The 23,813-nt window shown below is 39.7% G+C and carries 18 protein-coding genes; 16 read left to right on the top strand and 2 right to left on the bottom strand.

All coding sequences use genetic code 11. From position 1 onward, the window contains the following. The first annotated feature begins 65 nt into the window (after positions 1 to 65). Positions 66 to 1,103 (top strand): GGDEF domain-containing protein, encoded by a 1,038-nt coding sequence (locus tag EU510_RS08060; RefSeq protein ID WP_149593044.1) that lies wholly within the window; start codon positions 66 to 68, stop codon positions 1,101 to 1,103. Between the two features lie 10 nt (positions 1,104 to 1,113). Here EU510_RS08060 and EU510_RS08055 read toward each other — a convergent pair whose 3' ends face one another. Continuing rightward, a complete protein-coding gene (locus tag EU510_RS08055; RefSeq protein WP_149593043.1) occupies positions 1,114 to 2,052 on the bottom strand; it encodes a LysR family transcriptional regulator in 939 nt (312 codons plus the stop codon). A gap of 119 nt (positions 2,053 to 2,171) precedes the next feature. Between EU510_RS08055 and EU510_RS08050 the strand changes: the two genes are divergently transcribed. From EU510_RS08050 to EU510_RS08030, 5 genes are all read left to right on the top strand, one after another. Next, positions 2,172 to 3,341, top strand: coding sequence for an efflux RND transporter periplasmic adaptor subunit (locus tag EU510_RS08050; RefSeq protein WP_149593042.1), 1,170 nt, complete (start codon positions 2,172 to 2,174; stop codon positions 3,339 to 3,341). 9 nt (positions 3,342 to 3,350) lie between these two features. Next, positions 3,351 to 6,503, top strand: coding sequence for an efflux RND transporter permease subunit (locus EU510_RS08045; protein WP_149593041.1), 3,153 nt, complete (start codon positions 3,351 to 3,353; stop codon positions 6,501 to 6,503). Continuing rightward, positions 6,496 to 7,908, top strand: coding sequence for a TolC family protein (locus EU510_RS08040; RefSeq protein WP_149593040.1), 1,413 nt, complete (start codon positions 6,496 to 6,498; stop codon positions 7,906 to 7,908). Before EU510_RS08045 ends, EU510_RS08040 begins: the two co-directional genes overlap by 8 nt. A 10-nt stretch (positions 7,909 to 7,918) precedes the next feature. Continuing rightward, positions 7,919 to 8,947, top strand: coding sequence for a zinc-binding dehydrogenase (locus EU510_RS08035; protein WP_149593039.1), 1,029 nt, complete (start codon positions 7,919 to 7,921; stop codon positions 8,945 to 8,947). A 340-nt stretch (positions 8,948 to 9,287) separates the two neighbouring features. Then, positions 9,288 to 11,543 carry an acyl-CoA dehydrogenase gene (locus EU510_RS08030; RefSeq protein WP_149593038.1) on the top strand — a complete coding sequence of 752 codons (2,256 nt, stop codon included), beginning with the start codon at positions 9,288 to 9,290 and terminating at the stop codon, positions 11,541 to 11,543. A gap of 192 nt (positions 11,544 to 11,735) precedes the next feature. Here EU510_RS08030 and EU510_RS08025 read toward each other — a convergent pair whose 3' ends face one another. Beyond that, positions 11,736 to 12,704: an integron integrase gene (locus EU510_RS08025; protein ID WP_149593037.1), complete on the bottom strand. Its 969-nt coding sequence runs from the start codon at positions 12,702 to 12,704 to the stop codon at positions 11,736 to 11,738. A gap of 241 nt (positions 12,705 to 12,945) precedes the next feature. Here EU510_RS08025 and EU510_RS08020 point away from each other — a divergent pair, with 241 nt between their 5' ends. The 10 genes from EU510_RS08020 to EU510_RS07975 all read left to right on the top strand — a co-directional run bounded on the left by EU510_RS08020 (position 12,946) and on the right by EU510_RS07975 (position 23,711). Continuing rightward, entirely contained in the window at positions 12,946 to 13,479 is a 534-nt protein-coding gene (locus tag EU510_RS08020) for a DinB family protein (RefSeq protein WP_149593036.1), read from the top strand. A 573-nt stretch (positions 13,480 to 14,052) separates the two neighbouring features. Beyond that, on the top strand, positions 14,053 to 14,310 hold the full coding sequence (locus tag EU510_RS08015) for a hypothetical protein (RefSeq protein ID WP_149593035.1): 258 nt from the start codon (positions 14,053 to 14,055) through the stop codon (positions 14,308 to 14,310). Between the two features lie 190 nt (positions 14,311 to 14,500). Beyond that, a complete protein-coding gene (locus EU510_RS08010) occupies positions 14,501 to 15,457 on the top strand; it encodes a phosphotransferase (protein ID WP_149593034.1) in 957 nt (318 codons plus the stop codon). Positions 15,458 to 15,869: 412 nt separating this feature from the next. After that, on the top strand, positions 15,870 to 16,499 hold the full coding sequence (gene upp / locus EU510_RS08005; RefSeq protein ID WP_002958676.1) for a uracil phosphoribosyltransferase: 630 nt from the start codon (positions 15,870 to 15,872) through the stop codon (positions 16,497 to 16,499). Between the two features lie 9 nt (positions 16,500 to 16,508). Next, positions 16,509 to 17,747 carry a uracil-xanthine permease family protein gene (locus EU510_RS08000; RefSeq protein WP_149593033.1) on the top strand — a complete coding sequence of 413 codons (1,239 nt, stop codon included), beginning with the start codon at positions 16,509 to 16,511 and terminating at the stop codon, positions 17,745 to 17,747. A 145-nt stretch (positions 17,748 to 17,892) separates the two neighbouring features. Beyond that, complete coding sequence (locus EU510_RS07995; RefSeq protein WP_149593032.1) at positions 17,893 to 19,638, top strand: HAD-IIB family hydrolase; 1,746 nt, start codon at positions 17,893 to 17,895, stop codon at positions 19,636 to 19,638. Beyond that, the gene (locus tag EU510_RS07990) at positions 19,631 to 20,851 is read left to right on the top strand and encodes a glycosyl transferase (RefSeq protein ID WP_149593031.1); all 1,221 of its coding nucleotides are present in this window, start codon (positions 19,631 to 19,633) and stop codon (positions 20,849 to 20,851) included. The genes EU510_RS07995 and EU510_RS07990 overlap by 8 nt, the downstream gene beginning before the upstream one ends. Before the next feature lie 55 nt (positions 20,852 to 20,906). Next, entirely contained in the window at positions 20,907 to 22,685 is a 1,779-nt protein-coding gene (locus EU510_RS07985) for a sugar phosphorylase (RefSeq protein ID WP_149593030.1), read from the top strand. Between the two features lie 167 nt (positions 22,686 to 22,852). Continuing rightward, on the top strand, positions 22,853 to 23,242 hold the full coding sequence (locus tag EU510_RS07980; protein ID WP_149593029.1) for a cytochrome b562: 390 nt from the start codon (positions 22,853 to 22,855) through the stop codon (positions 23,240 to 23,242). An 82-nt stretch (positions 23,243 to 23,324) separates the two neighbouring features. Next, the gene (locus EU510_RS07975) at positions 23,325 to 23,711 is read left to right on the top strand and encodes an OsmC family protein (protein WP_149593028.1); all 387 of its coding nucleotides are present in this window, start codon (positions 23,325 to 23,327) and stop codon (positions 23,709 to 23,711) included. Positions 23,712 to 23,813 lie beyond the last annotated feature (102 nt).

The following is a 23,813-nucleotide window of genomic DNA, read 5'->3' as shown; positions in this document are numbered from 1 at the left end:
CAACAAAGCTTGTTAAATTGTATTTTCACGTTAAACTTACTTTTTATTTTTATTAAGTGATTAGAATGGATATCGCAGCCCTTAATAGCACTAAATCATTAAGAAAGGACGTTCTAAGAGGAATGTGCCTTTGTTTTGGTTTTTTATCGGCTGGATTTGCGGGGTTTAATTTAACCGTAAATAACTTTCCATTGCTTGGCTATATCGAAATTTGTTTTTCCATTTATTGTATATTTACTTACATTACACTTATACGCCGCCCATTACAGTTTTGGCAATCTGTTGGAATGTGCGCACTTATCACATTCATTGTTATTTTGGGTACATCTTTGGCGTCGCCTCGTAACGGTGTTTATGTATGGTCGTTTGCATTACCTATTTTGTACTACCTACTATTAGGTAAACAATATGGTGTAATTTTCTCTGCAAATTTATTAGTCATCCAAGTATTTATTTTAGGAAGTCAGTCTACGCTTGCCCCCTTTGAGACTTTTAACTTACCTCTTAATCTACTCTGTGCTTATTTAAGTATTTGGGCGATTTCTCACGTTTTTGAAGGAAGTCGTTCACATTTTTCGAGGAGACTTAAAAATTTAGCGTTACTTGACCCGTTAACGGGTGCAGGCAATCGCCTTTCAATGAACCACTACTTTGAAGTAGAACTACAAGATAAGTCACAGTTATATTTATTTTTACTCGATTTAGACTTTTTTAAACAAGTAAATGACGAGCACGGACATGGCGTGGGTGACCAAGTACTTGTCGAAGTGGCCACTTTACTAAGGGTTGCACTTGGCAGAGGGTATGTATTTAGAGTAGGTGGTGAGGAGTTTGCTTTATTTAGCTCTTTTGAAAATGATGAGGCCGCGCTTAAAAACGCCGAACAAATAAGAGCACGTTTTGAAAGTACCACATTCGATATTGGCGGCCTTGCAATCAATGTTACAACCAGTATTGGTGTCGCAAAGTTCAAAAGTACCAATTCATTGGAAAGCTTTGTAAACCAAGCTGATAAACAGCTATATAAAGCAAAGCAATTTGGTCGCAATAAAGTGTATTGTAAGTTTAAAACAGAAAATGATTACGAGGCAGTTGTTTCGTAAGTCGTACTACTTAGTACATTTGCTCAAAATTGGGGATCCCGTTTTCCCAAATCGGTTTATCTTTTCCTAAATGCTCGCGCACAGCATCAAAAAATAATCGGGTTCTTACTGGTAAATCTCGATGCGGGTATACGGCATACATAGCGCTAAATTCCATCAGTTTTACATCGGTCAATAAAGGCACTAACTTACCTTGTATTATTTCATCACCAATAATAAATGCAGGGGCAACAAAGTAAGTGGTGCCCGACAATGTTTTCATTAACAATGATTCAGCATCATTTGCCCTAAACACACTTTTTATTTTTTGCTCGCACTGCTCACCTTTACTATCGTAATAATCTATCGCTTCTACTCGAATAGAATTACTGGCATAGCTTGCTGCTGGTAATTTCGCTAACTCTTCCATTGTTTTTGGCATACCATAAGTTTCAATAAACTGTGGCGCAGCTAAAATTAATAATCGATTACGCGCTATTTTACGTGCAATAAGTGACGAGTCTTTAGGCTCTCCTACTCTAAACGCCAAATCAAATCCTTCAGAAACAATATCAACTAATCTATCGTCTAAGCGCAATTCGACTTCTACTTGCGGAAAGCGTTTTTGAAAATCATTAAGCACAGGTTGTAAATAACGGCGACCAATAAGTGTTGATGAAGTGATTTTTAAAACGCCGCGCGGCTCTAAATGATAGTTTTCAGCCATGCGCACGGTTTCGCCGAGCAGCTCTCTAAGCTCAGCTGCTTTTTTTATCATTTCGGCGCCTGCCGCTGTGAGCGAAAATGAACGGGTAGTACGGTTAAGTAACCTAACGCCTAACTCATCCTCTAAACGGCTAATTTGTTTAGATATAACAGAGCGATCTATGTTGCGTATTTCTGCAGCTTTAGCAAAAGAGCCTTGCTCAACTACTTCAAGTAACATTAAAAGTCGACTTGTTGTATCCATTATTACACCTTAACTAATCTATTGATGCCATTTTGGCATTAATGAATTTAAAAATCTATGGTTTTTACACACGGGTTTAATACGTATTATGCGAGGCTAATCAACAATGGAGCGTCTTCATGAACAAACATCTAATTGCTGCTGCACTTACTGCGGCATCTTTAACACTTGCGGGTTGTGCTGATGAGAGCACAGCTCAATCAGCACCTGCACAGCAACTTCAACCAATTGATGTAGCACAGGTGCTTGTTAAGCCGGTACAAAGCTGGCACACATATACAACTCGTTTAGAGTCTCCACAAGAAGTTGCTTTAATGCCGCGTGTATCAGGAATCATCGATAGCATTGAATTTAAAGAAGGCGACGTGGTTAAGCAAGGCGATGTTTTATTTCAATTAGATGCACGCCCATTTGCAGCGGTTGTTGCAAGCTTAAAAGCACAAATTAAAAGTGCAGAAGCCGCACTAGAACAAGCTAAAAGTGAAGACAAACGTGCTGTACGCTTATTAGACCGTAAGGCAATCTCAACTGAGCAAGCACAAGCGCGTACTTCAACACTGCGCCAACGCGAAGCACAGCTTTCAGCACTGCAAGCACAACTTACTTCAGCAGAGCTTGATTTAGAATTTACGTCAGTAGTATCACCCATTGACGGCATTATTTCTCGTGCAAATATTACTAAAGGTAATAACGTACTTGCGGGTCAAAGCGTATTAACATCGATTGTTTCAAACCAAGCTATGTACGCTTATTTTGATGTTGATGAACGCACATGGAATAGCTCTTTTAATGATGTTACTGCTGCGAGCCATCAAACTGTTGTAATGCAAAAAGTTGGTCAAAGTGATTTTGCATACAAAGGTTACATTAACTTTATTGATAACCAAATTAATTCATCAACGGGCACATTACGTGTACGTGCAGTATTTGATGAAGATAGTAATCAACTTCGAGCGGGTTCATTTGCACGCATTAAGTTAGCGGCTAATGAAGTGAGTGAAAAAGTTATTATTCCTGAGCGTGCAATTGGTACCGACCTTAAAAATCGTTTTGTATTAACCGTTGGCGAAAACAACGTACTTGAATACAAACTAATTACTATTGGTGAGCGTTACGGTGCATTACGTGCGGTTACTTCAGGCCTTAGCAAAGGTGATGTAATTGCAGTAAATGGTCCTGCTCGCGTTGGTCCTGGTATGCCAATCTCTCCTCAAACAGTAACAATTGATACAAGCGGTGTGGCATTTACATTGTCAAACGACAACGCACAACTTGTGGCTAAGCAATAAGGTTTATTGATGAAATTTTCGCATTTCTTTATACAGCGCCCAATATTTGCGGCCATGCTATCGTTGGTTATTTTAATTGCTGGTGGCATATCATTATTCCAACTACCAGTAAGTGAATACCCAGAAGTAGTTCCTCCTACAGTGGTTGTTACTGCAAGTTACCCAGGTGCTAACCCTACCGTTATTGCGCAAACAGTGGCAACACCGCTGGAGCAAGAAATTAACGGCACTGAAAACATGTTATATATGTTTTCGCAAGGTACCAGTGATGGCCGTATGACACTAACGGTAACCTTTGCGTTAGGTACCGATTTAGACCGTGCTCAAGTACAAGTTCAAAACCGTGTAAACAGTGCACTTCCACGTTTGCCTGAAGAAGTACAACGTTTAGGTGTTGTGGCTGAAAAATCATCACCCGATTTGACCATGGTAGTGCATTTATACTCACCTGAAAAAACGCACGACACAGCTTACTTATCTAATTATGCTGATTTAAACATTAAAGATGAAATTGCACGCTTACCAGGCGTAGGTGATATTCGCTTATTCGGTGGCGGTAAATACTCAATGCGAGTGTGGCTAAACCCAGATGCACTTGCTGCACGCGAATTAACAGCAACAGATGTAGTAACAGCGCTCCGCTCGCAAAACCAGCAAGTTGCTGCAGGTAGCTTAGGCGCGCAACCTATTTCAAACGACAATCAATTTCAAATACTGTTAAATGTTAAAGGCCGTTTAAACAGTATTGAAGAGTTTGAACAAGTTATTATTAAAGTAGGCGATGAAGGTCAGTTAACGCGTTTATCTGATATAGCCCGTGTTGATTTAGGGCAAGACACTTACGCACTGCGTGCAGAGCTTGATAACCAACCAGCTCTTGCAATGCCAATATTTCAACGCCCAGGTTCAAACGCTATTGAACTTTCTGATCAAGTACGTGAAACAATGGCGCGCTTGTCTAAAGATTTCCCTACCGGTGTTGAATACGACATTGTGTACGACCCAACGGTATTTGTTCGCGGCTCAATTGACGCGGTAATTGCCACTTTGCTTGAAGCAATTGTACTGGTAGTTATTGTTGTTATTGTATTTTTACAAACGTGGCGTGCATCAATTATTCCGTTAATTGCTGTGCCTATTTCACTCATTGGTACGTTTGCTGTAATGCAGTGGTTAGGTGTCTCAATTAACACCTTGTCGTTGTTTGGTTTAGTATTGGCCATAGGTATTGTTGTAGACGATGCGATTGTAGTTGTTGAAAACGTAGAGCGTAATATCGAAAATGGTTTATCGCCTCTTGAAGCAACCCGCGTTGCAATGAGCGAAGTAACTGGCCCTATTATTGCCATTGCATTAGTACTAAGTGCTGTATTTATTCCTACTGCGTTTATTACCGGTTTATCAGGTCAGTTTTATAAGCAATTTGCCCTTACAATTACAATTTCGACGATTATTTCAGCGTTTAACTCATTAACGTTATCGCCTGCGCTTGCTGCATTGTTACTAAAATCGCACGATGCAAAACCAGATGCGTTCACGCGTTTACTTAATAAATTGTTTGGTCGTTGGTTGTTTAAACCATTTAACCGCGTATTTAATCGTGGTGCAAAAGGCTACGAAAAACTGGTACAAAAACTAATCCGTATGACCGTTGTTGTAATGGTGGCTTACATTGCACTTGTTGGCGGCACAATTAAGTTATTTGATACCGTACCAGGTGGCTTTATTCCACAGCAAGATAAACAATATTTAGTGGCTATTGCGCAGTTACCTGACGCTTCAAGCCTTGATCGTACTGAAGATGTATTAGCTCAAATGCAGCAAATTGCACTAGAAGTACCAGGCGTTGCAAATACTGTCGCATTCCCTGGCTTATCGGTTAACGGTTTTACCAATAGCCCTAACAGCGGCATTGTATTTACACCACTTGAAAGCTTTGACAAACGTACCGACCCGAGCCAATCAGCGATGGCGATAGCGGCGCAGTTGAATAAACGTTTTGCTGCCATTGATGAGGCATTTGTAGCGGTATTTCCACCGCCGCCAATTCAAGGTTTGGGCACTACCGGTGGTTTTAAACTGCAAATAGAAGACAGAGCTAACAAAGGGTTTGAAGCACTATTTAATAGCCTGCAAGCCGTTATTGGTAAAGCGCAACAAGACCCTGCATTAATGGGTCTGTACTCAAGTTTCCGTATTCAAGTTCCACAAATGGATATTGATATTGACCGTGAGCAAGCGCTTATTCAAGGTATTCCACTTGATGAAGTATTTAATGCTCTGCAAATTTATTTAGGCTCTGTATACGTAAATGACTTTAATATGTTTGGCCGTACGTACCAAGTAAATGCACAGGCTGATGCTGACTACCGCTTAGACCCTGATCAAATACTTAATTTAAAAGTACGTAACCGCTCAGGTAATATGGTGCCTCTAGGCTCTGTATTAACAGTAACACCAACAATTGGTCCTGACCGTGTTATGCATTACAACGGTTACCCAAGTGCAGAGTTAAATGGTAGCCCAGCGCCAGGTTATAGTTCTGATCAAGCACAAGTTGCTATTGAAAAAGTACTCGCAGACACACTACCAACAGGTATTGAGTATGAGTGGACTGAAGTAACGTACCAACAAGTACTTGCCGGTAACACCATGGTTTATGTATTCCCGTTAGTTGTATTACTTGTATTTATGGTACTTGCAGCGCAGTACGAGAGCTTACGTTTACCACTGGCAATTATATTAATTGTACCTATGACTATTTTCTCAGCCTTGTTAGGTGTGTGGTTTGTAGGCTCTGACAACAACATATTCACCCAAATAGCGCTCATAGTTCTGGTCGCGTTGGCTTCTAAAAATGCGATATTGATGGTTGAGTTTGCAAAAGATAGACACGACTCAGGCTTATCGCACTTAGAGGCAATACTTGAGGCATGTCGTATGCGCTTGCGCCCAATATTAATGACGTCAATTGCATTTACAGCAGGTGTTGTACCGTTAGTACTTGCCACAGGTGCGGGCGCCGAAATGCGACACGCAATGGGTAACGCAGTATTCTCAGGCATGATAGGTGTAACTGTGTTTGGCCTATTGTTTACGCCGGTATTTTATATGCTAGTGACTAACAAAAAAGAGAAAGCGCAGGAGAATACTCATGACTAAATTAATGCAAAAAAGACTTAAAACAAGTCTAACTGTCAGTGCGGTATTAGTCGCTGCGTTTTTAGCAGGGTGCGCGAGTAAAATAGACACCATGAGCGAGCAAAAAGCCGTTAACGATTTTGTCGCTAAAGCTAATATTGCAAGTAACGTTAGCGTTGCTGATGAAACAAACTGGTGGAAAAAGCTTAATTCTGATCAACTAAATGAGCTTGTTACTGGCGCGCTTGCAAATAACTATAATTTGCAAACAAGCCAGCTAACACTTAAAAGCGCATTAGCGCGATTAGGAGAGCAAAAAGCCCAGTACCTTCCGCAAGGTGGCGTAAATGTTGGCGCAGCTCGAAGCGATGCACCAAGCGTGTTTGACCGCCAATCAAGTGCAAACGTTGCACTTGATTGGCAGCTAGATTTATTTGGTCGCATAACGGCGTTGGTTGATGCTGCAAATGCATCGGCCATGAGCCAAGCAGAGCAAGTACGTTTATTACAAATAGAAGTAGTATCGTCGGTGGTTAAAGGCTTTGTGAGCTATCAGGGTAATGTTGAAAAACAACACATTGTAGCGCTTCAAATAGAAGCCCTTGAGCAAAGTATTGACGTTCTTCAAGCCCGTGTTGATGAAGGTGTCGCTAACGAGCTTGATTTAAACCGTACTATGGCGCAGCTTAGGCAGCAACAAGCACTTATGCCTGCCATTGAATATGCAAAATACAGCGACTTATCTGCGCTTGCAGTACTAAGCGGTAAGCTAGCGCAAAATATTGCTATTGAAAACGAGCAAGGCGTGCTTGAACGTGACTTTAGCGTCGCACTAAAAAACGCTAATAATGCCATTGCCTTACGTCCTGATATTAGCCGCGCGTTGTTTGATTTTAGCCAAGCAAATAGTTTAAGTGTTGCAGCTAGCAAAGCGTTATTACCAGATATTAGCTTATCTGCATTTGCAGGGGTTGTGAGTATAGACAGTACCGGCTTAAAAAATACCGATCAGCAGTGGCAAGTAGCGCCGCAGTTGCAATGGTCGTTATTAAGCTACCCAGCATTATTAGCACAGCGCGACGCGCAGCAGTTTTTAAGCGAAGCCGCTTACAGCGATTATCAACAAGTAGTATTAACAGCACTCAGTGAAAGTGAACTTTCACTGCAATTGTTGGTCAATCAAGCACAGCAAAAACGCTTTGCCGATGAACGCTATGACTTTGCTAATAAAGCATTTTTACAAGCACAAGCAATGTACGAAGAAGGTCAAATCCCTTACCTTGAGTTGTTAGATGCGCGTCAGGATGTTTTAATAGCACAAGAAAATGCTGTTGAAACAACAATTTCTTCACTGCTTGCCAAAGTAAATGCTTACCAGTCATTTAATGGCCAATGGAGTTATGCGTTAAACGACACTAATAAGTAGAGTTATATTGATGCCAAATACTGAAAATTTACATGAATACATTATCCCGCAAACAATGCGCGCTATTGTACTGCCAGAACCAAATGAAGCAATTGACTTAGCGGATGCTGAGCTGCCTGTTCCAGACTGTGCAGATAACGAGCTGCTTGTAAAAGTAGAGTACGTTGGTTTAAATCCAGTTGATGGTCAATTTGCTAAAACAGGCTTTTGTAAATGGCAGTATCCACACATTTTAGGCTTAGATGCCGTAGGTGTTGTGGTTAAAGCTAATAAAGGTGTGTTTCCAAATGTTGGCGAGCGGGTTATGTGGCATGCCAACATTGGTGAGCAAGGTGCTTTGAGCGAATACACCAAAGTACCTAACTTTGCAGTGTCGGTTGTGCCAAGCGGTTTAAATCCGGCCATTGCAGCAACACTTCCATGCTCCGGTATGGCAGCACTCATCAGCTTAGATAAAATAGGCATTAGTGAAGGCGATACTATTTTTATTGAAGGCGGAGCCGGAGCAGTAGGGCAGTTTGCTATTCAATATGCAAAACAGCGCGGTGCAGATGTATTTACCACAGCATCAAAGCGTAACCATAAGTTGGTTAAGCAGTTAGGCGCTGATGTGGTTTTTGACTATAGCGATAAAAAGCTATGCGAAAAAATCCGCAGAGAACTTGGCCCGCAAGGCTTTGACGCGATTATTGATACAATTGGTGGCGAGTGTACTCAGCGTAATATTGAGTTAATGCGTTTTTGCGGACGTATTGCCTGCTTAAACCCGCTCCCTTGTTTTGATAAAGACTTAATGTATCACCGAGCGCCCAATATTAGCGTTGTATCAATTGGTGGTGCATGGCTTGCTAATAGTTTGTGTGCACAACAACGCCTGAGCTTTATGGGCAACTTGTTACTTGAAGGAGTTGTTAGTGGCGACATTAAATACCCTGAAGTAACGCCCGTAGATTTTAGTGCTGAGTCAGTATCGCAAGCGCTTAATAAACAACTTGCTGGTGGTTTTACCGGCAAACAAGTTGTTAAAGTTGCTAAGTGAAGCGCTTATACAATTTGATTTAAATTTAGGTAGTTTTAGCTAGATTAATTGATAATGTAGCCCCTACAAATTGAATAAAAACGTAGCCTATTTGTGCTGCGTTTTTTTTATGCCCATCAAAAAATAGATACAGCGCTAGGATGTTTGCTGTTTTATTCATCATTTTAGTCAAAATACTTTTTTTCAGCGTACAACTGTAAGCCTTTGTGTTTCAACAGTTTACGTTCAGGTAAAGAAAATAAATTGAAAAAACTGTTAATTAATTGAATAGAGTAATTGATCTAAACGATTTTTTATGACGTAATGTAGGTATTATTTAGCTGGTCGGATGAGTTCAATCATGAGTTTACGTACAAAACTAAAAAAAGTATTACCAAGTATTTCTATCACAGAACAAGAAGCGCTAGACGCGGGTGATGTATGGCTTGAAGGTTCTATCTACCAAGGTAAACCTGATTTCAGTGCACTTCGCGACGTACCTGCTGCTACATTAAGCGCAGACGAGCAAGCATTCTTAGACGGTCCAGTAAAAGAGTTATTGGGCATGATTGACGATTCAGTGATTCAAAACGGCATTCATTTACCAAATGACATCTTAGAATTTTTGAAAAAAGAGCGTTTTTTCTCGCTTATCATTCCTAAGTCGTTTGGTGGTTTAGAGTTTAGCCCTTATGCAAACTCTACCATTGTTGGCACAATTGCGACTAAAAGCTCAGCAGTTGCGGTAACCGTAATGGTTCCTAACTCGTTAGGCCCAGGTGAGTTATTACTTCACTTTGGTACGCAAGAACAACAAGCACATTACTTGCCACGCCTAGCAAATGGTACAGACATTCCATGTTTTGCATTAACAAGCCCAGAAGCGGGTTCTGATGCAGGTGGTATTCCTGATGTTGGTAAAGTAACTAAAGGTATGTACAACGGCGAAGAAGTCCTTGGTTTAGAAATTACCTGGGACAAGCGCTACATTACACTTGCACCTATTGCTACCGTACTTGGTTTAGCATTTAAAGTAGTTGATCCAGATGGCCTACTTGGTGGTAAAGAAAACCTAGGCATTACCTGTGCACTTATTCCTAAAGAGCACCCAGGTGTAGAGCTTGGTAATCGTCACGACCCAATGGGTATTCGTTTTTACAACGGTACTACACGTGGTAACAAAGTATTTGTACCAATGGATTTTGTTATTGGCGGGCAAAAAAATATCGGCCGTGGTTGGCAAATGCTGGTTAGCTGTTTAGGTGCTGGCCGTGGTATTTCATTACCTGCGCTAGGTGTTAGTACAGCACAAGTTGCATTTAAATCAGCATCTGAATATGCAGCAGTGCGTGAACAGTTTGGTTTAGCCATTGGCCAGTTTGAAGGTATTCAAGAAAAACTAGCCGACATTGCAGGTAAAACATACCTACAAGAAGCAATGCGCGTACTTACAACTGAAGGCTTAGGCATGGGCTTAAAACCATCAGTAGTAACCGCAATCGCTAAATACCACATGACAGAGCTTGGTCGCGACGTGCTTGATTCAGCAATGGATATTCAAGCAGGTAAAGCGATTCAAAATGGTCCACAAAATACGCTTGCGAGCGGTTATGTTGCTCAGCCGATTGCCATTACGGTAGAAGGCGCGAACATTCTTACACGTAACCTAATGATCTTTGGTCAAGGTGTAATGCGTTGTCACCCATATTTACAATCTATGGTTGAGTCAATTCACAGTGAAGACAAAGGCGCAGATAAAGAATTTAACGGCATTTTGCGTAAAACAATCGGCTACAGCACAGCAAACAGCTTACGTGCTTTCCGCTTAGGTGTTTTACCATTTACAGCAAGCGCAAACTCTGATTTACCAGAAGTGCGCGACTACGAAAAAGCAGTACATAAGTTATCTGCAAAACTTGCAGTGTACGCAGACTTCTCGTTACTTGTACTTGGCGGTAAGTTAAAACAAGCAGAAATGCTATCGGCACGTTTAGGCGATGTAATGAGCTTCTTATATGCAGCTATGGCATCAATTAAATACTACGAGCAAAAAGTATCAAGTAGCGAGCGTGAGCAAGCTGCACCGTATTTCCATTACGCGACTCGTTTTGCACTACAAAGCGCTGAAGAAGCATTGCATAAGTTTTTAGATAACTTCCCTGCAAGTGGTACACGTAAGTTTATTCGTTTCATTACAATGAACTACTCAACTAAAATGCCAAAAATTAGCGATGATTTAATCCGCAAACTAGCTAAGCAAGCTCAGCTTGATACTGCATTTAAAGCGCAAATCACGCATTTAGTTAAACCAGTAGTTGGCGATGGCCATCATATTAATGAGCAAGCTTACAAAGCTAAAATGGCATCACTTGGCGAGCTGGCTAAAGTTAAAAAAGCATTACGTGCTAGAACAATTAAGGCAGGTGCGCGCTTTAACATTACGCTTGATAACGCACTAGCGGCAAACGTAATCACGCAAGCTGAGCACGTTCAGTTAATTGATTACAACATCAAACGTGAAAAAGCGATTCGTGTAGATGAGTTCGATTTTGATATGAACATACTAGACGATAACGCACAGCCAATTAACCCGCTTAAAAGCGTAGTTAATCAGTAAGCTAAAGTAATAAAATTCAATGATGCAAAGCGCCCGCAGTATCGGCGCTTTTATTTTTGAGTAAAAAATTAGTGTGGAGCCCCTCTTGTGTAAAAACAAGCGGGGCTTTTTTATGTGTTTTTTAAAGTAGAAATAGATAGCGGTATTGATTTGTAAGCGAGTATGTATGTGTAGAGCATTAAAGAGGGATGTTTATAATCTCGAAAAAGGACTAATAACCCCGTTAGCACCTTGCTGTAGTACATGGGTATAAATTTGTGTAGTTTTAACATCAGAATGGCCAAGCTGAGCTTGAACAGTTCTTATATCGGCGCCACTTTGCAGTAGATGAGTAGCAAAAGAGTGTCTCAATGTATGAGGTGTTATTATTTTTGTTAACCCTGATTTTTGGACGGCTTTTTTAATCTCTTTTCTAATACAAGAGTGATGAAAATGATGTCGCCTTATTTCACCACTTTCAGGATCTGAACTTAATATATGAGAAGGAAATAAATATTGCCACGCAAGCGATTTTGCGGCACTTGGATATTTTTTTGTTAAAGCATATGGCATCCATACGCCAGAATATTCCGTATTATTTAAATCCAGTTTTAAATAGTCATCAACGTTCAAAATTTGATTTCTCAGCATAGGAATTAGCTCTGTGGCCAGCGTAACAATGCGGTGTTTATTACCTTTTCCATTCCATACTTGAATGCATTTATAATCAAAATCAATATCTTTTACTCTTAATTGCACCGCTTCCATTACTCTTAAACCACTTCCATACATAAGGGCTGCAATTAAATAATAGCGCTTATTTAAATGAGCCATCAACATTTTAACTTCCTCTGGGGTCATCACTACAGGGAGCTTTGCTTGTTTTTTACTACGGGCAAAATTTAAATTTAATGAGAGTTCTTTTTTTATTATGTGCTTGTATAAAAATGACAATGAATTGAGTGCGGTGGCTTGCGTACGTGGTGCAACGTTTTGCTTTAACACTAAATGTTCTAAGTAGCGTTCGACTTCATTGTCCCCCATTGAGGCGGGATGGCGTTTATTATGAAAATGGATATAAGATGCAATCCATCTTAGGTAGGTATCTACGGTGCGTAATGAATACTGACGTACCAACATATAATCGGCTATATAATTTAAAAATGGGGAACGTGTTTTCATACTATCACCAATAATTGCGCTGTTTTTATATACAGTATAGTTGTGATGCACACATATTCAAGAAAATAAGTGGCGAGCGCATTTTCTCTTTTATTGAGAGTTTGAATGCTAATAAAAAATTATATATAGCAATGTGTTAAGTTATTTGGTAAAAATGATTTATAAAATACATGAGCGTATGGTTGGCAGAAATATGCGCGATGAGCGCACTATTAAATTGTTATGCCCTTCTGGAAAACGAATGTCTTCGAAAAGCAATTTCATATTGATGGCTGAATACAATAAATGGATGAACGCTTCTATCTATTCTGCTGCGTCGAATTTAAGCTCAGTGGAACTTGCCAAGGATAGAGGGGCTTTCTTTGGATCTATCATCGGTACACTCAATCATATCGTGGTGGCAGATATAATTTGGCTTAAACGTTTTGCCACTCATCCCAAAGCTTTTACAGCATTAGATTCGTTAGCATCGAAGCCTAAACCTGAAAAACTAGACACACTTCTGTTCTCAGAACTCGCCCTGCTTAAACAAGAAAGGGTAAATCTGGATAATACAATCTTGAATTTTGTTAATCAGCTTTCCGAGGGCATTTTAGCAAGTGACCTAAACTATCAAAATATGGGAGGCGTCTCGTATTCAAAATGCTTCGCACATCTATTGCTGCATTTCTTTAATCATCAAACTCATCATCGTGGACAGGTGTCTACACTGTTGTCACAACTTGGTGTAGATTTAGGCGTCACGGATTTGCTAGTTAAAATACCCAATGCGTAAAGGGCATAACAAAAAAATTAAGTCACTCACTTCGTTCGCTGGGACGCAAACACGCGGGGCGGCTTCGCCATTATGCCCCACATGTCTGCGCCCCTTATTTAAAAGTTAGCACTACTTGAGGGAGCACTATATTTTGAAATATGCAGTTATACTTTTCATATGTGTAATAATTCCTTGTACATCGTATTCTGAAGCTTTGTTCATAGGTGATAAAAGTAAGGTAAATGAGCTATCAGATGTACGGCGTCTTGCCTATTCAGTAATGGATGCAGAGGCGAAAATTGTGTTGAAATAAAAGATAGAGATTTACGAAATGCTTGTAAATGTAGATACCGTAAAGAGCCATTAATAAAATTTCGGCATGGGTATAAATTCATAATAGATATTAACCCTCAATATATCGGTAAAACTGTCGCATATTCTAAAGAAAATAAAACATACTCACTTAACTTTTCAGGCTATGAGCTTATCAGTAAGTGGTGTCTGTAGTGCTAACAAGTGATGAAAAGAAAATTACAGTTGGCTATAATTTTCCACTTAGGTAAGCGTTATGTGATCAAGGAGAGTCTCACAATGATATTTGAATACATTCCTCAGGTTTTGGGGATATTAGCTTTATCAATCTATTCAGTACGTAGGTTTAAAAATGGACATGACGAGAAGAATTTCTTTAATGTCGCTACTATTTGGGCTGTAGTTGCTTTAATAACGTTTTGTTTTTCAATCATGTCTTTTGTTGTTCTCAATATATATTTTGGCGTTATTTATTGCGCTGTTTTTGGTGTTTCAATTGTTGTTGCTATGAAATTTCGTAACACAGAAAAACAATAATAAGTAAAACACCCATTCTAATTTTGCACTTTCAATTAGAATCGAGTATACATTGATTAGATAAGCTAAGTTGGCTTCACTTCAAAAGAAAAGTATATTTTTGCTAAACCGTAGGATTTTTTATTATGTACTTTTATTAAAAATATCTTCTAATGTTAAACTATATAAAATTTAATTACTTAATATAGCTATGGCATTTTACATTCCTTTATTACAACCTTACTTTAAGCACATTGAAATCGGCGATACGTTAACATCCCTTTGGAGTGGGTGTGGCAGTATTGTTCAGTGCCGGCTTGATAATAAAGCCTGTGTTATTAAAGCAATAAAAATACCCCGTTATATAAATCATCCAAAAATTAAGCAAAGCGAACTTGCACTAAAAAGAAAACAGTACTCTTACAGCGTTGAATACACTTTTTATAAGCGTTATAGCCCGTTTTTACCTAGCACAGCAAAAAGCATCGAATGTATAAGTGCAATTAATAAAGACGATGAATACGCGCTGGTGTTTAAAAACTTCACCAAACACGGGTTTGCTCAAGCAGGACCACAACATGTTAAAGCTATATTAGAGTGGCTTGCGTACTTTCATGCGTTTAACTTAAATAAATCCGCTAACGGGTTATGGCTGCAAGGTAACTACTGGCATTTAAGCACACGACCCGATGAGTTTAATAAATTAAGTGAACACGCCGATAAAAAGTCCGATATTAAAAATGCTGCACATAAAATAGATGAACAGCTACAACGTTGTGCCTATAAAACGCTAATTCATGGCGATGCAAAACTTGCTAACTTTGCAGCAAATGAGCGCGATGAAATACTCGGTTATGATTTTCAATATATAGGTGCAGGTTGCGGAATAATTGATGTAATGTATTTTATGACCAGTTGCTTAAGTGATGCACAATTACACGAGTGCGCTGATGAGTACCTTGCGTATTATTTTGATAATTTAAAGACTGCTATTACTACTTATCATCCTACAGCACCAGCAGGTAAAATAGCTGACGATTGGCTCGCTTTATGGCCTGCTGCATGGGCTGACTTTTATCGATTTTTAGCTGGCTGGAGCCCCGAGCACCAAAAAATAAATAGTTATATGCAACAGCAAGTAAACAGCTGGTTAGCGAGTAACATTTAATAAACAGGTTTTGTTAGGGCCTGTTGACCTTTCAGGATTAAAATTTGTTCAACCTAGGGGCGATTTAATCGAGGCGCGAGGTTTGTAACCTAGTGGGCTAAGTAAAAACCGAGCAACAAAGAGTAAGTTGCCCCTAGGCAGAACCCTTTGGGCAGCGCCTATTTGGAATTTATGCTACGTTATCGCCTATTTATGGGGAATAACCACACTACATAGGCTCTGCCTTGCCTAAATACCAAACAGTCTGCTGCAAATTTAACCTCGAAAGATAAACAGGCCCTAGTCTCTTGCATAAATATCAAGCAAAACAATGCATTTTGGCACGATGTATGAAAATCTCTTTAAAACTACAGGTCAAATGACCTTTTTTAATATAAAATACTGCAAATTCTTGTATCAGTAGGTTTATATCATGGCAATTCACGTTATTTCTCACCCTCTTGTTCAACATAAACTAGGCCTAATGCGAGCGCATGGTATTAGTACTAAAAGCTTTCGTGAATTATGTTCTGAAGTTGGAACCTTATTAACTTACGAAGCAACTAAAAACCTACAGTTAGAAGATAACGAAATTACAGGCTGGGATGGCAATAAATTAAAAGTAGAGCATATTAAAGGTAAAAAAATTACCGTAGTGCCTATTTTGCGTGCTGGTCTTGGCATGATGGACGGTGTTATGCAGTTATTACCGGCGGCTAAAGTAAGTGTGGTTGGTCTTGAACGTAACGAAGAAACACTAGAACCAGTACCATATTTTGAAAAGCTCGTTGGTAATATTGATGAGCGCTTAAGCTTAGTTATTGACCCTATGCTTGCAACGGGTGGCTCAATGATTGCCACAATCGATATGCTTAAAAAAGCAGGCTGTAAAGAAATCAAAGTAATTGTTTTAGTAGCTGCACCAGAAGGTGTGGAAAAAACACTTACAGCACATCCCGACGTAGAAATATTTACAGCCTCTGTAGATAGCCACTTAAACGAAAAGGGCTATATTATCCCTGGTTTAGGCGATGCGGGCGACAAAATATTCGGTACTGTTTAGGAGTCTTAAGTGCAAAATAATGACACCTTTTCAATAAAAACTATTTTAACGGGCGCGCAAATGCTGTTTGTAGCATTTGGTGCGCTGGTATTAGTGCCGCTTTTAACGGGTTTGGATCCTAATGTTGCGCTTTTTACCGCAGGCATTGGTACCTTGCTGTTTCAGGTAGTGACTAAAGGCCAAGTGCCTATATTTTTAGCTTCATCATTTGCTTTTATTGCACCCATTATTGCCGCTGTGCAAATGTGGGGCGTGCCGGCTACTATGGGCGGCTTAATGGTGGCGGGTTTTGCTTATATGCTTTTAAGTTTATTAGTGAAATTTAAAGGAGTTGCAACGCTTCATAAAATTTTACCGCCTGTGGTTGTAGGCCCAGTAATTATGGTGATTGGCCTTGCACTTGCACCTGTTGCTGTAAATATGGCGATGGGTAAAAGTGGCGACGGCAGTATTCAAATTATTGATTACAACAGCGCTATTTATATTTCGTTGTTTTCGTTAGTGGTTACGCTTATTTTTGCAGTGTGGGGAAAAGGCGTATTTAAGCTTATACCTATTCTGGCAGGGGTTGTAGCGGGTTATTGTTTATCGCTTGGTATGGGCGTTGTGCAATTTGACGCAGTAACTAACGCACAGTGGTTTGCTGTACCAAACTTCACATGGCCTGAGTTTAAATGGCAGGCTATTTTGTTTATGGTACCTGTAGCAATAGCACCTGCAATTGAGCATATTGGCGATATGATGGCTATTAGCCAGGTAACCAATAAAGATTTTTTGAAAAAGCCTGGGCTTCACCGTACTTTGTTTGGTGATGGCCTTGCAACGTCTGCTGCATCATTATTTGGTGGCCCGCCTAACACCACTTACTCAGAAGTTACGGGCGCTGTAATGCTTACCAAAAACTTCAATCCTAAAGTAATGATGTGGACAGCCATTATTGCCATTATTTTAGCATTTGTAGCTAAAATGGGATCTGGCTTACAGACTATACCTGTACCTGTAATGGGCGGCATTATGATCCTACTTTTTGGCTCTATTGCTGTAGTGGGTTTAAATACATTAGTTAAGTCGGGCGATGATTTAACAGCACCACGTAACTTAAGTATTGTTGCACTTATTTTGGTGTGCGGTATTGGCGGTATGCATATCGGTGGTAGCCAATTTAGTTTAGAGGGCGTAAGTTTATGCGCTATTTTAGGCATTGTACTCAACCTTGTATTACCTAAGGCACAGCCTCAAGAGAGTTAATAGTGCACGTAAGTTAAAAACATTGCACCATAATAGCGCATTTTTAATGCGCTATTTTTTTAACCTATTAATAAATATACAAAAATAATAATGGTCTAGTATCTGCATTTAATTTCCAGAACGCATTGTATGCAAAGGAGTTACTATGTCAGAGGCCAATATTGTGGATATAACCCCGTTTTTAGCAAAACACCAACTGCCTTTAAAGTATCAATATTTGAGTGAGCAATATTTTGTTCCACTTGCGCATGACATCCTCGAATCTAAAAAAACAAATACTCCTATTTTTGTTGCCATAAATGGATGCCAGGGCTCAGGAAAAACAACACTCGCAGATTTTTTAGTTACGTGGTTTTCTAAAAACACACCACTTAACAGTGTAGCATTGTCAATTGATGACTTTTATTTAGCAAAACAAGCACGTACTGAGCTTGCCAAAGACGTACATCCTCTTTTTACTACTCGCGGAGTACCGGGTACTCACGATGTAGCGTTAATGAATAGCACAATAACTAACTTACTGGCAGGAGAGGTAAACGTACCGCTTCCACGTTTTAATAAACACGAAGACGACTGCGTGCCAACAAGTGATTGGTTAACAAACGAAAAGCCAGTTGATATTGTTATTTTAGAAGGGTGGTGCGTGGGCAGTGAGCCACAACCATTGTTTTCATTGAGTGAGCCGCTTAACGAGTTAGAGCAACAGTTCGATAAAGAAGGCGTTTGGCGCCGCTGTGTAAATAGCTGTTTGGCAAACGAATATAAAGCCGTTTTTAATCTAATTGATTATACCGTTATGCTAAAAGCACCGAGTTTTAGTGATGTTTTTACATGGCGACAAGAGCAAGAACAAAAGCTAATAGCCAAAAAAGGTGAAGGCTCAGGCACTATGACTAACGAGCAATTGGTGTATTTTATTTCTCATTTTGAGCGCATTACGCGTGAGAACTTAAACACACTGAGCGCTAAAGCAAACGCGTTAATTGAACTTGATAGCAATCGCGATATTAGCGGTATGCACCTAACGAGTGATGACACCCTTCAACCCATTATTTTTACAGATTTAGACGGCACATTGCTCGATCACGCTGATTACAATACAAATAATATCAGTGAGTTATTACAGCAGCTGCAAAATGCGCATATTCCTGTTGTGTTTAATACTAGTAAAACATTTTGCGAAGTGGTTGAGCTTAAAAACGATTTAAATATTCAACAGCCTTTTATTGTCGAAAACGGTGCAGCGGTATTTATTCCAGAGGATTATTTTGAACTCAAGCCAATTGGTTGTAAAAAAATAGGCGCTTATTGGTGCTACGCAATGGCAAAGCCGCTAGCGAGTTTGTTAAGTGATTTAAATACTTTAAAGGCCGATTATAAAGCGCATTACAAATTGTTTAGTGATTTATCGAGTGAGCAAATATCAGAGCTTACAGGGCTTAGCGATGCACAAGCTCGCCGCGCACAAACCCGCGATTATTCAGACCCTCTTTATTGGTATGGCAACGACGAATTACTCACAGCCTTTGTAAACGATGTTGAAGCACTCGGCTACGATATAAAAATTGGTGGTCGATTTATTCACATTGCCAAAAATACCGATAAAAGCGCTGCACAGCAGTGGTTAGTTAAACAGTTTACCCATCATTTCAGAAAGCCTCTCACGGTTATAGCACTGGGTGATAGCGATAACGATAAGCAAATGTTAGAGCACGCAAATATCGCCATTATTATTGCCAATCCGGCGAGTAAAAAGCCGGTTAAATTGTCGCACAACAAAGCACGATACTCTCAATCACCAGCACCGCTGGGCTGGATTGAAGAAATAACGTCGTTGCCGTGCATTAGCAGTATTTTAAGTATTTCTGAGGAGCTAACATCTCATGGCTGATTTTTACCAAAATGGCATTATTACAACATTACATAACATTGCCGATAGACCAATTGAGGATTTAGAAAAAGAGCTACTTACTTTTAGCAAGCAGCGCCCAATGGGGTTAATACTTCCTTCGTTATTTAGTGAACTTGAAGGCCCTGCGCTGCAAAATATAGTAAGTGAATTACGCCAAGTACCGTATTTATCACAAATTACGATAGGCCTAGATAGAGCCGACGAAGCACAGTACCGCCATGCACTTGGCTTTTTTAAAGAGCTAAACCAAAATCATAAAGTATTATGGAACGACGGCCCACGCCTACAAGCACTTGATAAAGAACTACAAGAGCTAGGCGTTGCACCACGTGAGCTGGGTAAAGGGCGTAATGTGTGGTACTGCATGGGCTATAAATTAGCAACAGCTGAGGTTGAGTCTATCGCACTGCATGATTGCGATATTTTAACCTACGACAGAAGCTTACTTGCGCGTTTAATTTACCCTGTAGCACACCCGCGTTTTAACTATGAATTTTGTAAAGGGTTTTACCCGCGTACTGCTAATGGCAAAATTAATGGCCGTGTATCGCGCTTATTAGTAACGCCTTTGCTTCGCTCGTTTAAAACAATTTTAGGCAATACCGATTACCTTGAATATATGGACTCTTTTAGATACCCACTTGCAGGTGAGTTTTCGTTTAGACGTGATGTATTAAACGATATTCGCATTCCAAGTGACTGGGGCCTTGAAATAGGCGTACTGAGTGAAATGTATCGTAACTATTCGCATAATCGCTTGTGCCAAGTAGATATTGCCGATAATTACGATCATAAACACCAAGAACTTTCACTTGATGATCAAAGTGCAGGCTTGTCTAAAATGTCGATTGATATTACTAAGGCATTATTTAGAAAGCTGGCAACACAAGGTGTTACTTTTACCAGCGAAACAATTCGTTCATTAAAAGCGACCTATTATCGTATAGGTTTAGATTTTATTGAAACGTATCATAACGATGCTCTTATGAACGGGTTAACGCTTGATGTACACCAAGAAGAAAAAGCAGTAGAAATGTTTGCACAAAATATTATGGAAGCAGGGCAACACTTTTTAGAGAACCCAATGGAAGCGCCATTTGTGCCAAGTTGGAACCGTGTTGTATCAGCAATGCCAGACGTACTTGAGCGCTTAAAAGAAGCCGTAGAGCTAGATAACGAAGAATATAGTTAACCTGCGTGCAGGTTAACTAGCCTATAAGTCTAAACAATAAATATTAGGGGCGCATGTGATTTCAGTTAGCGAATTATTTTTACAACGAGTAGAGCAACATCTTCATATTATTTATGAGGGTGTTGAGCTGCCTTTATCGGTTACTGAGCTTGCTCAGCAACTCATTAAAATTATATTAGGTAGCAATGCACTGCGCGACCCGACACCCCATACAAACCGATGGGATGAGCAAGATATAGTATTGATTGCTTATGGCGACTCTATTATTAAACACGACGATAGCGAATTTGCGGTATCGAGCCCAATGGAGGCACCGCTTAAAACACTACACAGGTTTATAAAAGAGCAATGTGATATGCAGCTAAATGCGCTGCACATATTGCCATTTTACCCGTACAGCTCAGACGAAGGCTTTGCCGTAATGAACTACGTGCAAGTTAACGAGTCACTGGGTGATTGGGGAGATATTCAAAACATCGCTAAAGACGTAAAGCTAATGGCAGATTTAGTTATTAACCATTGCTCAAGCAGAAGCGTATGGTTTGAGAACTTTTTAAATGATTTACACCCTGGTAAAGACTACTTTAAAACGGCGAGCTTAACGGATGATTTAAGCCAAGTTGTGCGCCCGCGTACGTCATCGTTATTAAATACTGTAACTACGCCAAGCGGCGAAAAACACGTGTGGTGTACGTTTAGTCACGATCAGGTTGATTTTGATTTTGCAAACCCCGAGGTACTTAAAGAGTTTGTGGGAATAATTAGGCATTATTTAGACAATGGCGTGCGTTTATTTAGACTCGATGCGGTCGCGTTTTTGTGGAAACAGCTTAATACAAGTTGCATTAATTTGCCGCAGACACATGAAGCAGTAAGGCTCATGCGAACACTAATTGAGCACGCAGAGCCTAGCGTAGTTATAATTACCGAAACCAATATTCCAAACCAAGAAAACCTATCGTACTTTGGTAATGCCAACGAAGCGCACAGTATTTATAACTTTGCCTTACCACCGTTATTGCTACATACATTATTAAGTGGTGATAGTGCAGCACTTAAACATTGGATGATGAGTATGCCACCTGCGCAAAATGGTACGGCATACTTTAATTTTATAGCCTCGCACGACGGAATAGGGCTCAGACCAATTGAAGGTTTATTGCAACCCAGCGAAGTAGCGTCACTGGTAAGTACCACTATGCAATTTGGTGGTCGTGTATCAATGCGCACCAGTAACGATGGCACGCATACACCGTACGAGCTAAATATTGCTCTATTTGATGCAATGCAAGGTACGCACAATGGCCCAGATAAGTTTGGCCTGGAGCGGTTTATGTGTGCTCACGCAATTATGTTTGCGCTTGAAGGTATCCCAGGGCTTTATATTCATAGTTTGTTGGGTACTACTAACGATTACGAACGCTTTGAAAATTCACAGCATAACCGTGCTATTAACCGCCATCGTTGGCAAGAGTCAAAGCTACTGGCGGCAATTGGTGAAAAGTACAGTCATCATCATAAAGTGTTTAACGGCATAAAAAGCTTATTGGCAGTGCGCAAAAAGCAAAGTGCCTTCCACCCAAATGCTACACAGTTTACGCTGCATTTAGCAGGTGAGTTGTTTGGTTTTTGGAGACAAAGCATTGACAGACGCCAAAGCATATTTTGTGTTTATAACATTAGCGATAAACCACAAACACTCACATTGGCTGACCTAAATTTGATTAACACCCAAAAGTGGTTTGATTTAGTTGCCGATAAAACAATTGAAGAAAGCCAATTAACAATAGAGCTAGAACCATACCAAAGCGTGTGGCTGAGTAATATTAAATAAATGCTAACACTTTAAAAGTCTGCAAATGCAGACTTTTTTATTACCTAAATTCTGTGGTTGTTTACTGTAAAGCCCCTTTACACCAATTAATAGCATATTCTTTCTGTAGAGTTACTTTCGACACTATAATTGATATAATTAGCCCTCTTTTATTTATAGGGTTTTTCATGAAGTATTTTTATTTAGCTATTACGTTACTATTTAGCACGTTGGCTTTAGCCCAGCAGCCAGTCGATCTTGAAATAAATATGAAAAATACCGGCCTTGCATACAAACAAGCAGTGCAGGCTACACAGATTGACGAATTTAATACCGCAATCGATGAATTTATTAAGCTGGTAAAAATAAGTAAAACGGCTAAATTTTACAAAAAAGCTGAACAATCATTACAAGGCCTTGATAAAGTGATTGCCCAAGCTGAACTTGCAAAAAAAGCAGCGAACGAGCAGGGGCTAAGTGCGGCAAAAGTACCACTGAAAAATATAGATAACTTACGTAAAAAATATCATGAGTTACATGAACCTCCAGGGGTCTTTGAATTACTGTTCGGTTCATAAACCTAAACACTATGTATCTTTAGGAATTACTTTTAATTAATTGCGTTAAAGGTATCTGCAGCAATAAATATAAGGAAACACAATGGAAATTTCAGTTTCAATGTTAGAAGGCCAAAAACAAAGCGCTAAATTTGGCGACCTAGAAGTAATAAGCGATCAAAGTGTAAATGCTGGTGGCGGGGCTGAATTCCCAGAACCGTTCGATTATTTTTTAGTAAGTATGGTTTTATGTGCAGGCTTTTATGCACGTAAGTTTTGTGAACAGCGAGACATTTCTACCGAGGGTATGACCCTTACACAAAATAATGAAAATGTAGACGATAATGGTAAAAAGTTATTCTCGATTGAAATTAATTTACCTGATGGCTTTCCTGTTAAATATAAAAAAGCACTTATTGCTGCTGTAAATACCTGTACAGTTAAAAAGGTGATTCAAGCCGTTCCTGAGTTTTCGGTAGTGGTTAAATAACTACAAATAAACTATAAAAATACCGCAGAGGAACATATAACCTCGGCGGTATTACTACAACAAATTAGTTACTAGCTCTTCATACTTTTATTGCTTTAAACT

The sequence above is a fragment of the Pseudoalteromonas sp. FUC4 genome (genome assembly GCF_008370255.1).
Lineage (GTDB): Bacteria > Pseudomonadota > Gammaproteobacteria > Enterobacterales > Alteromonadaceae > Pseudoalteromonas.
Note: the sequence above shows the minus strand (reverse complement) of the source record. Positions and strands in the feature narration are given on the sequence as shown.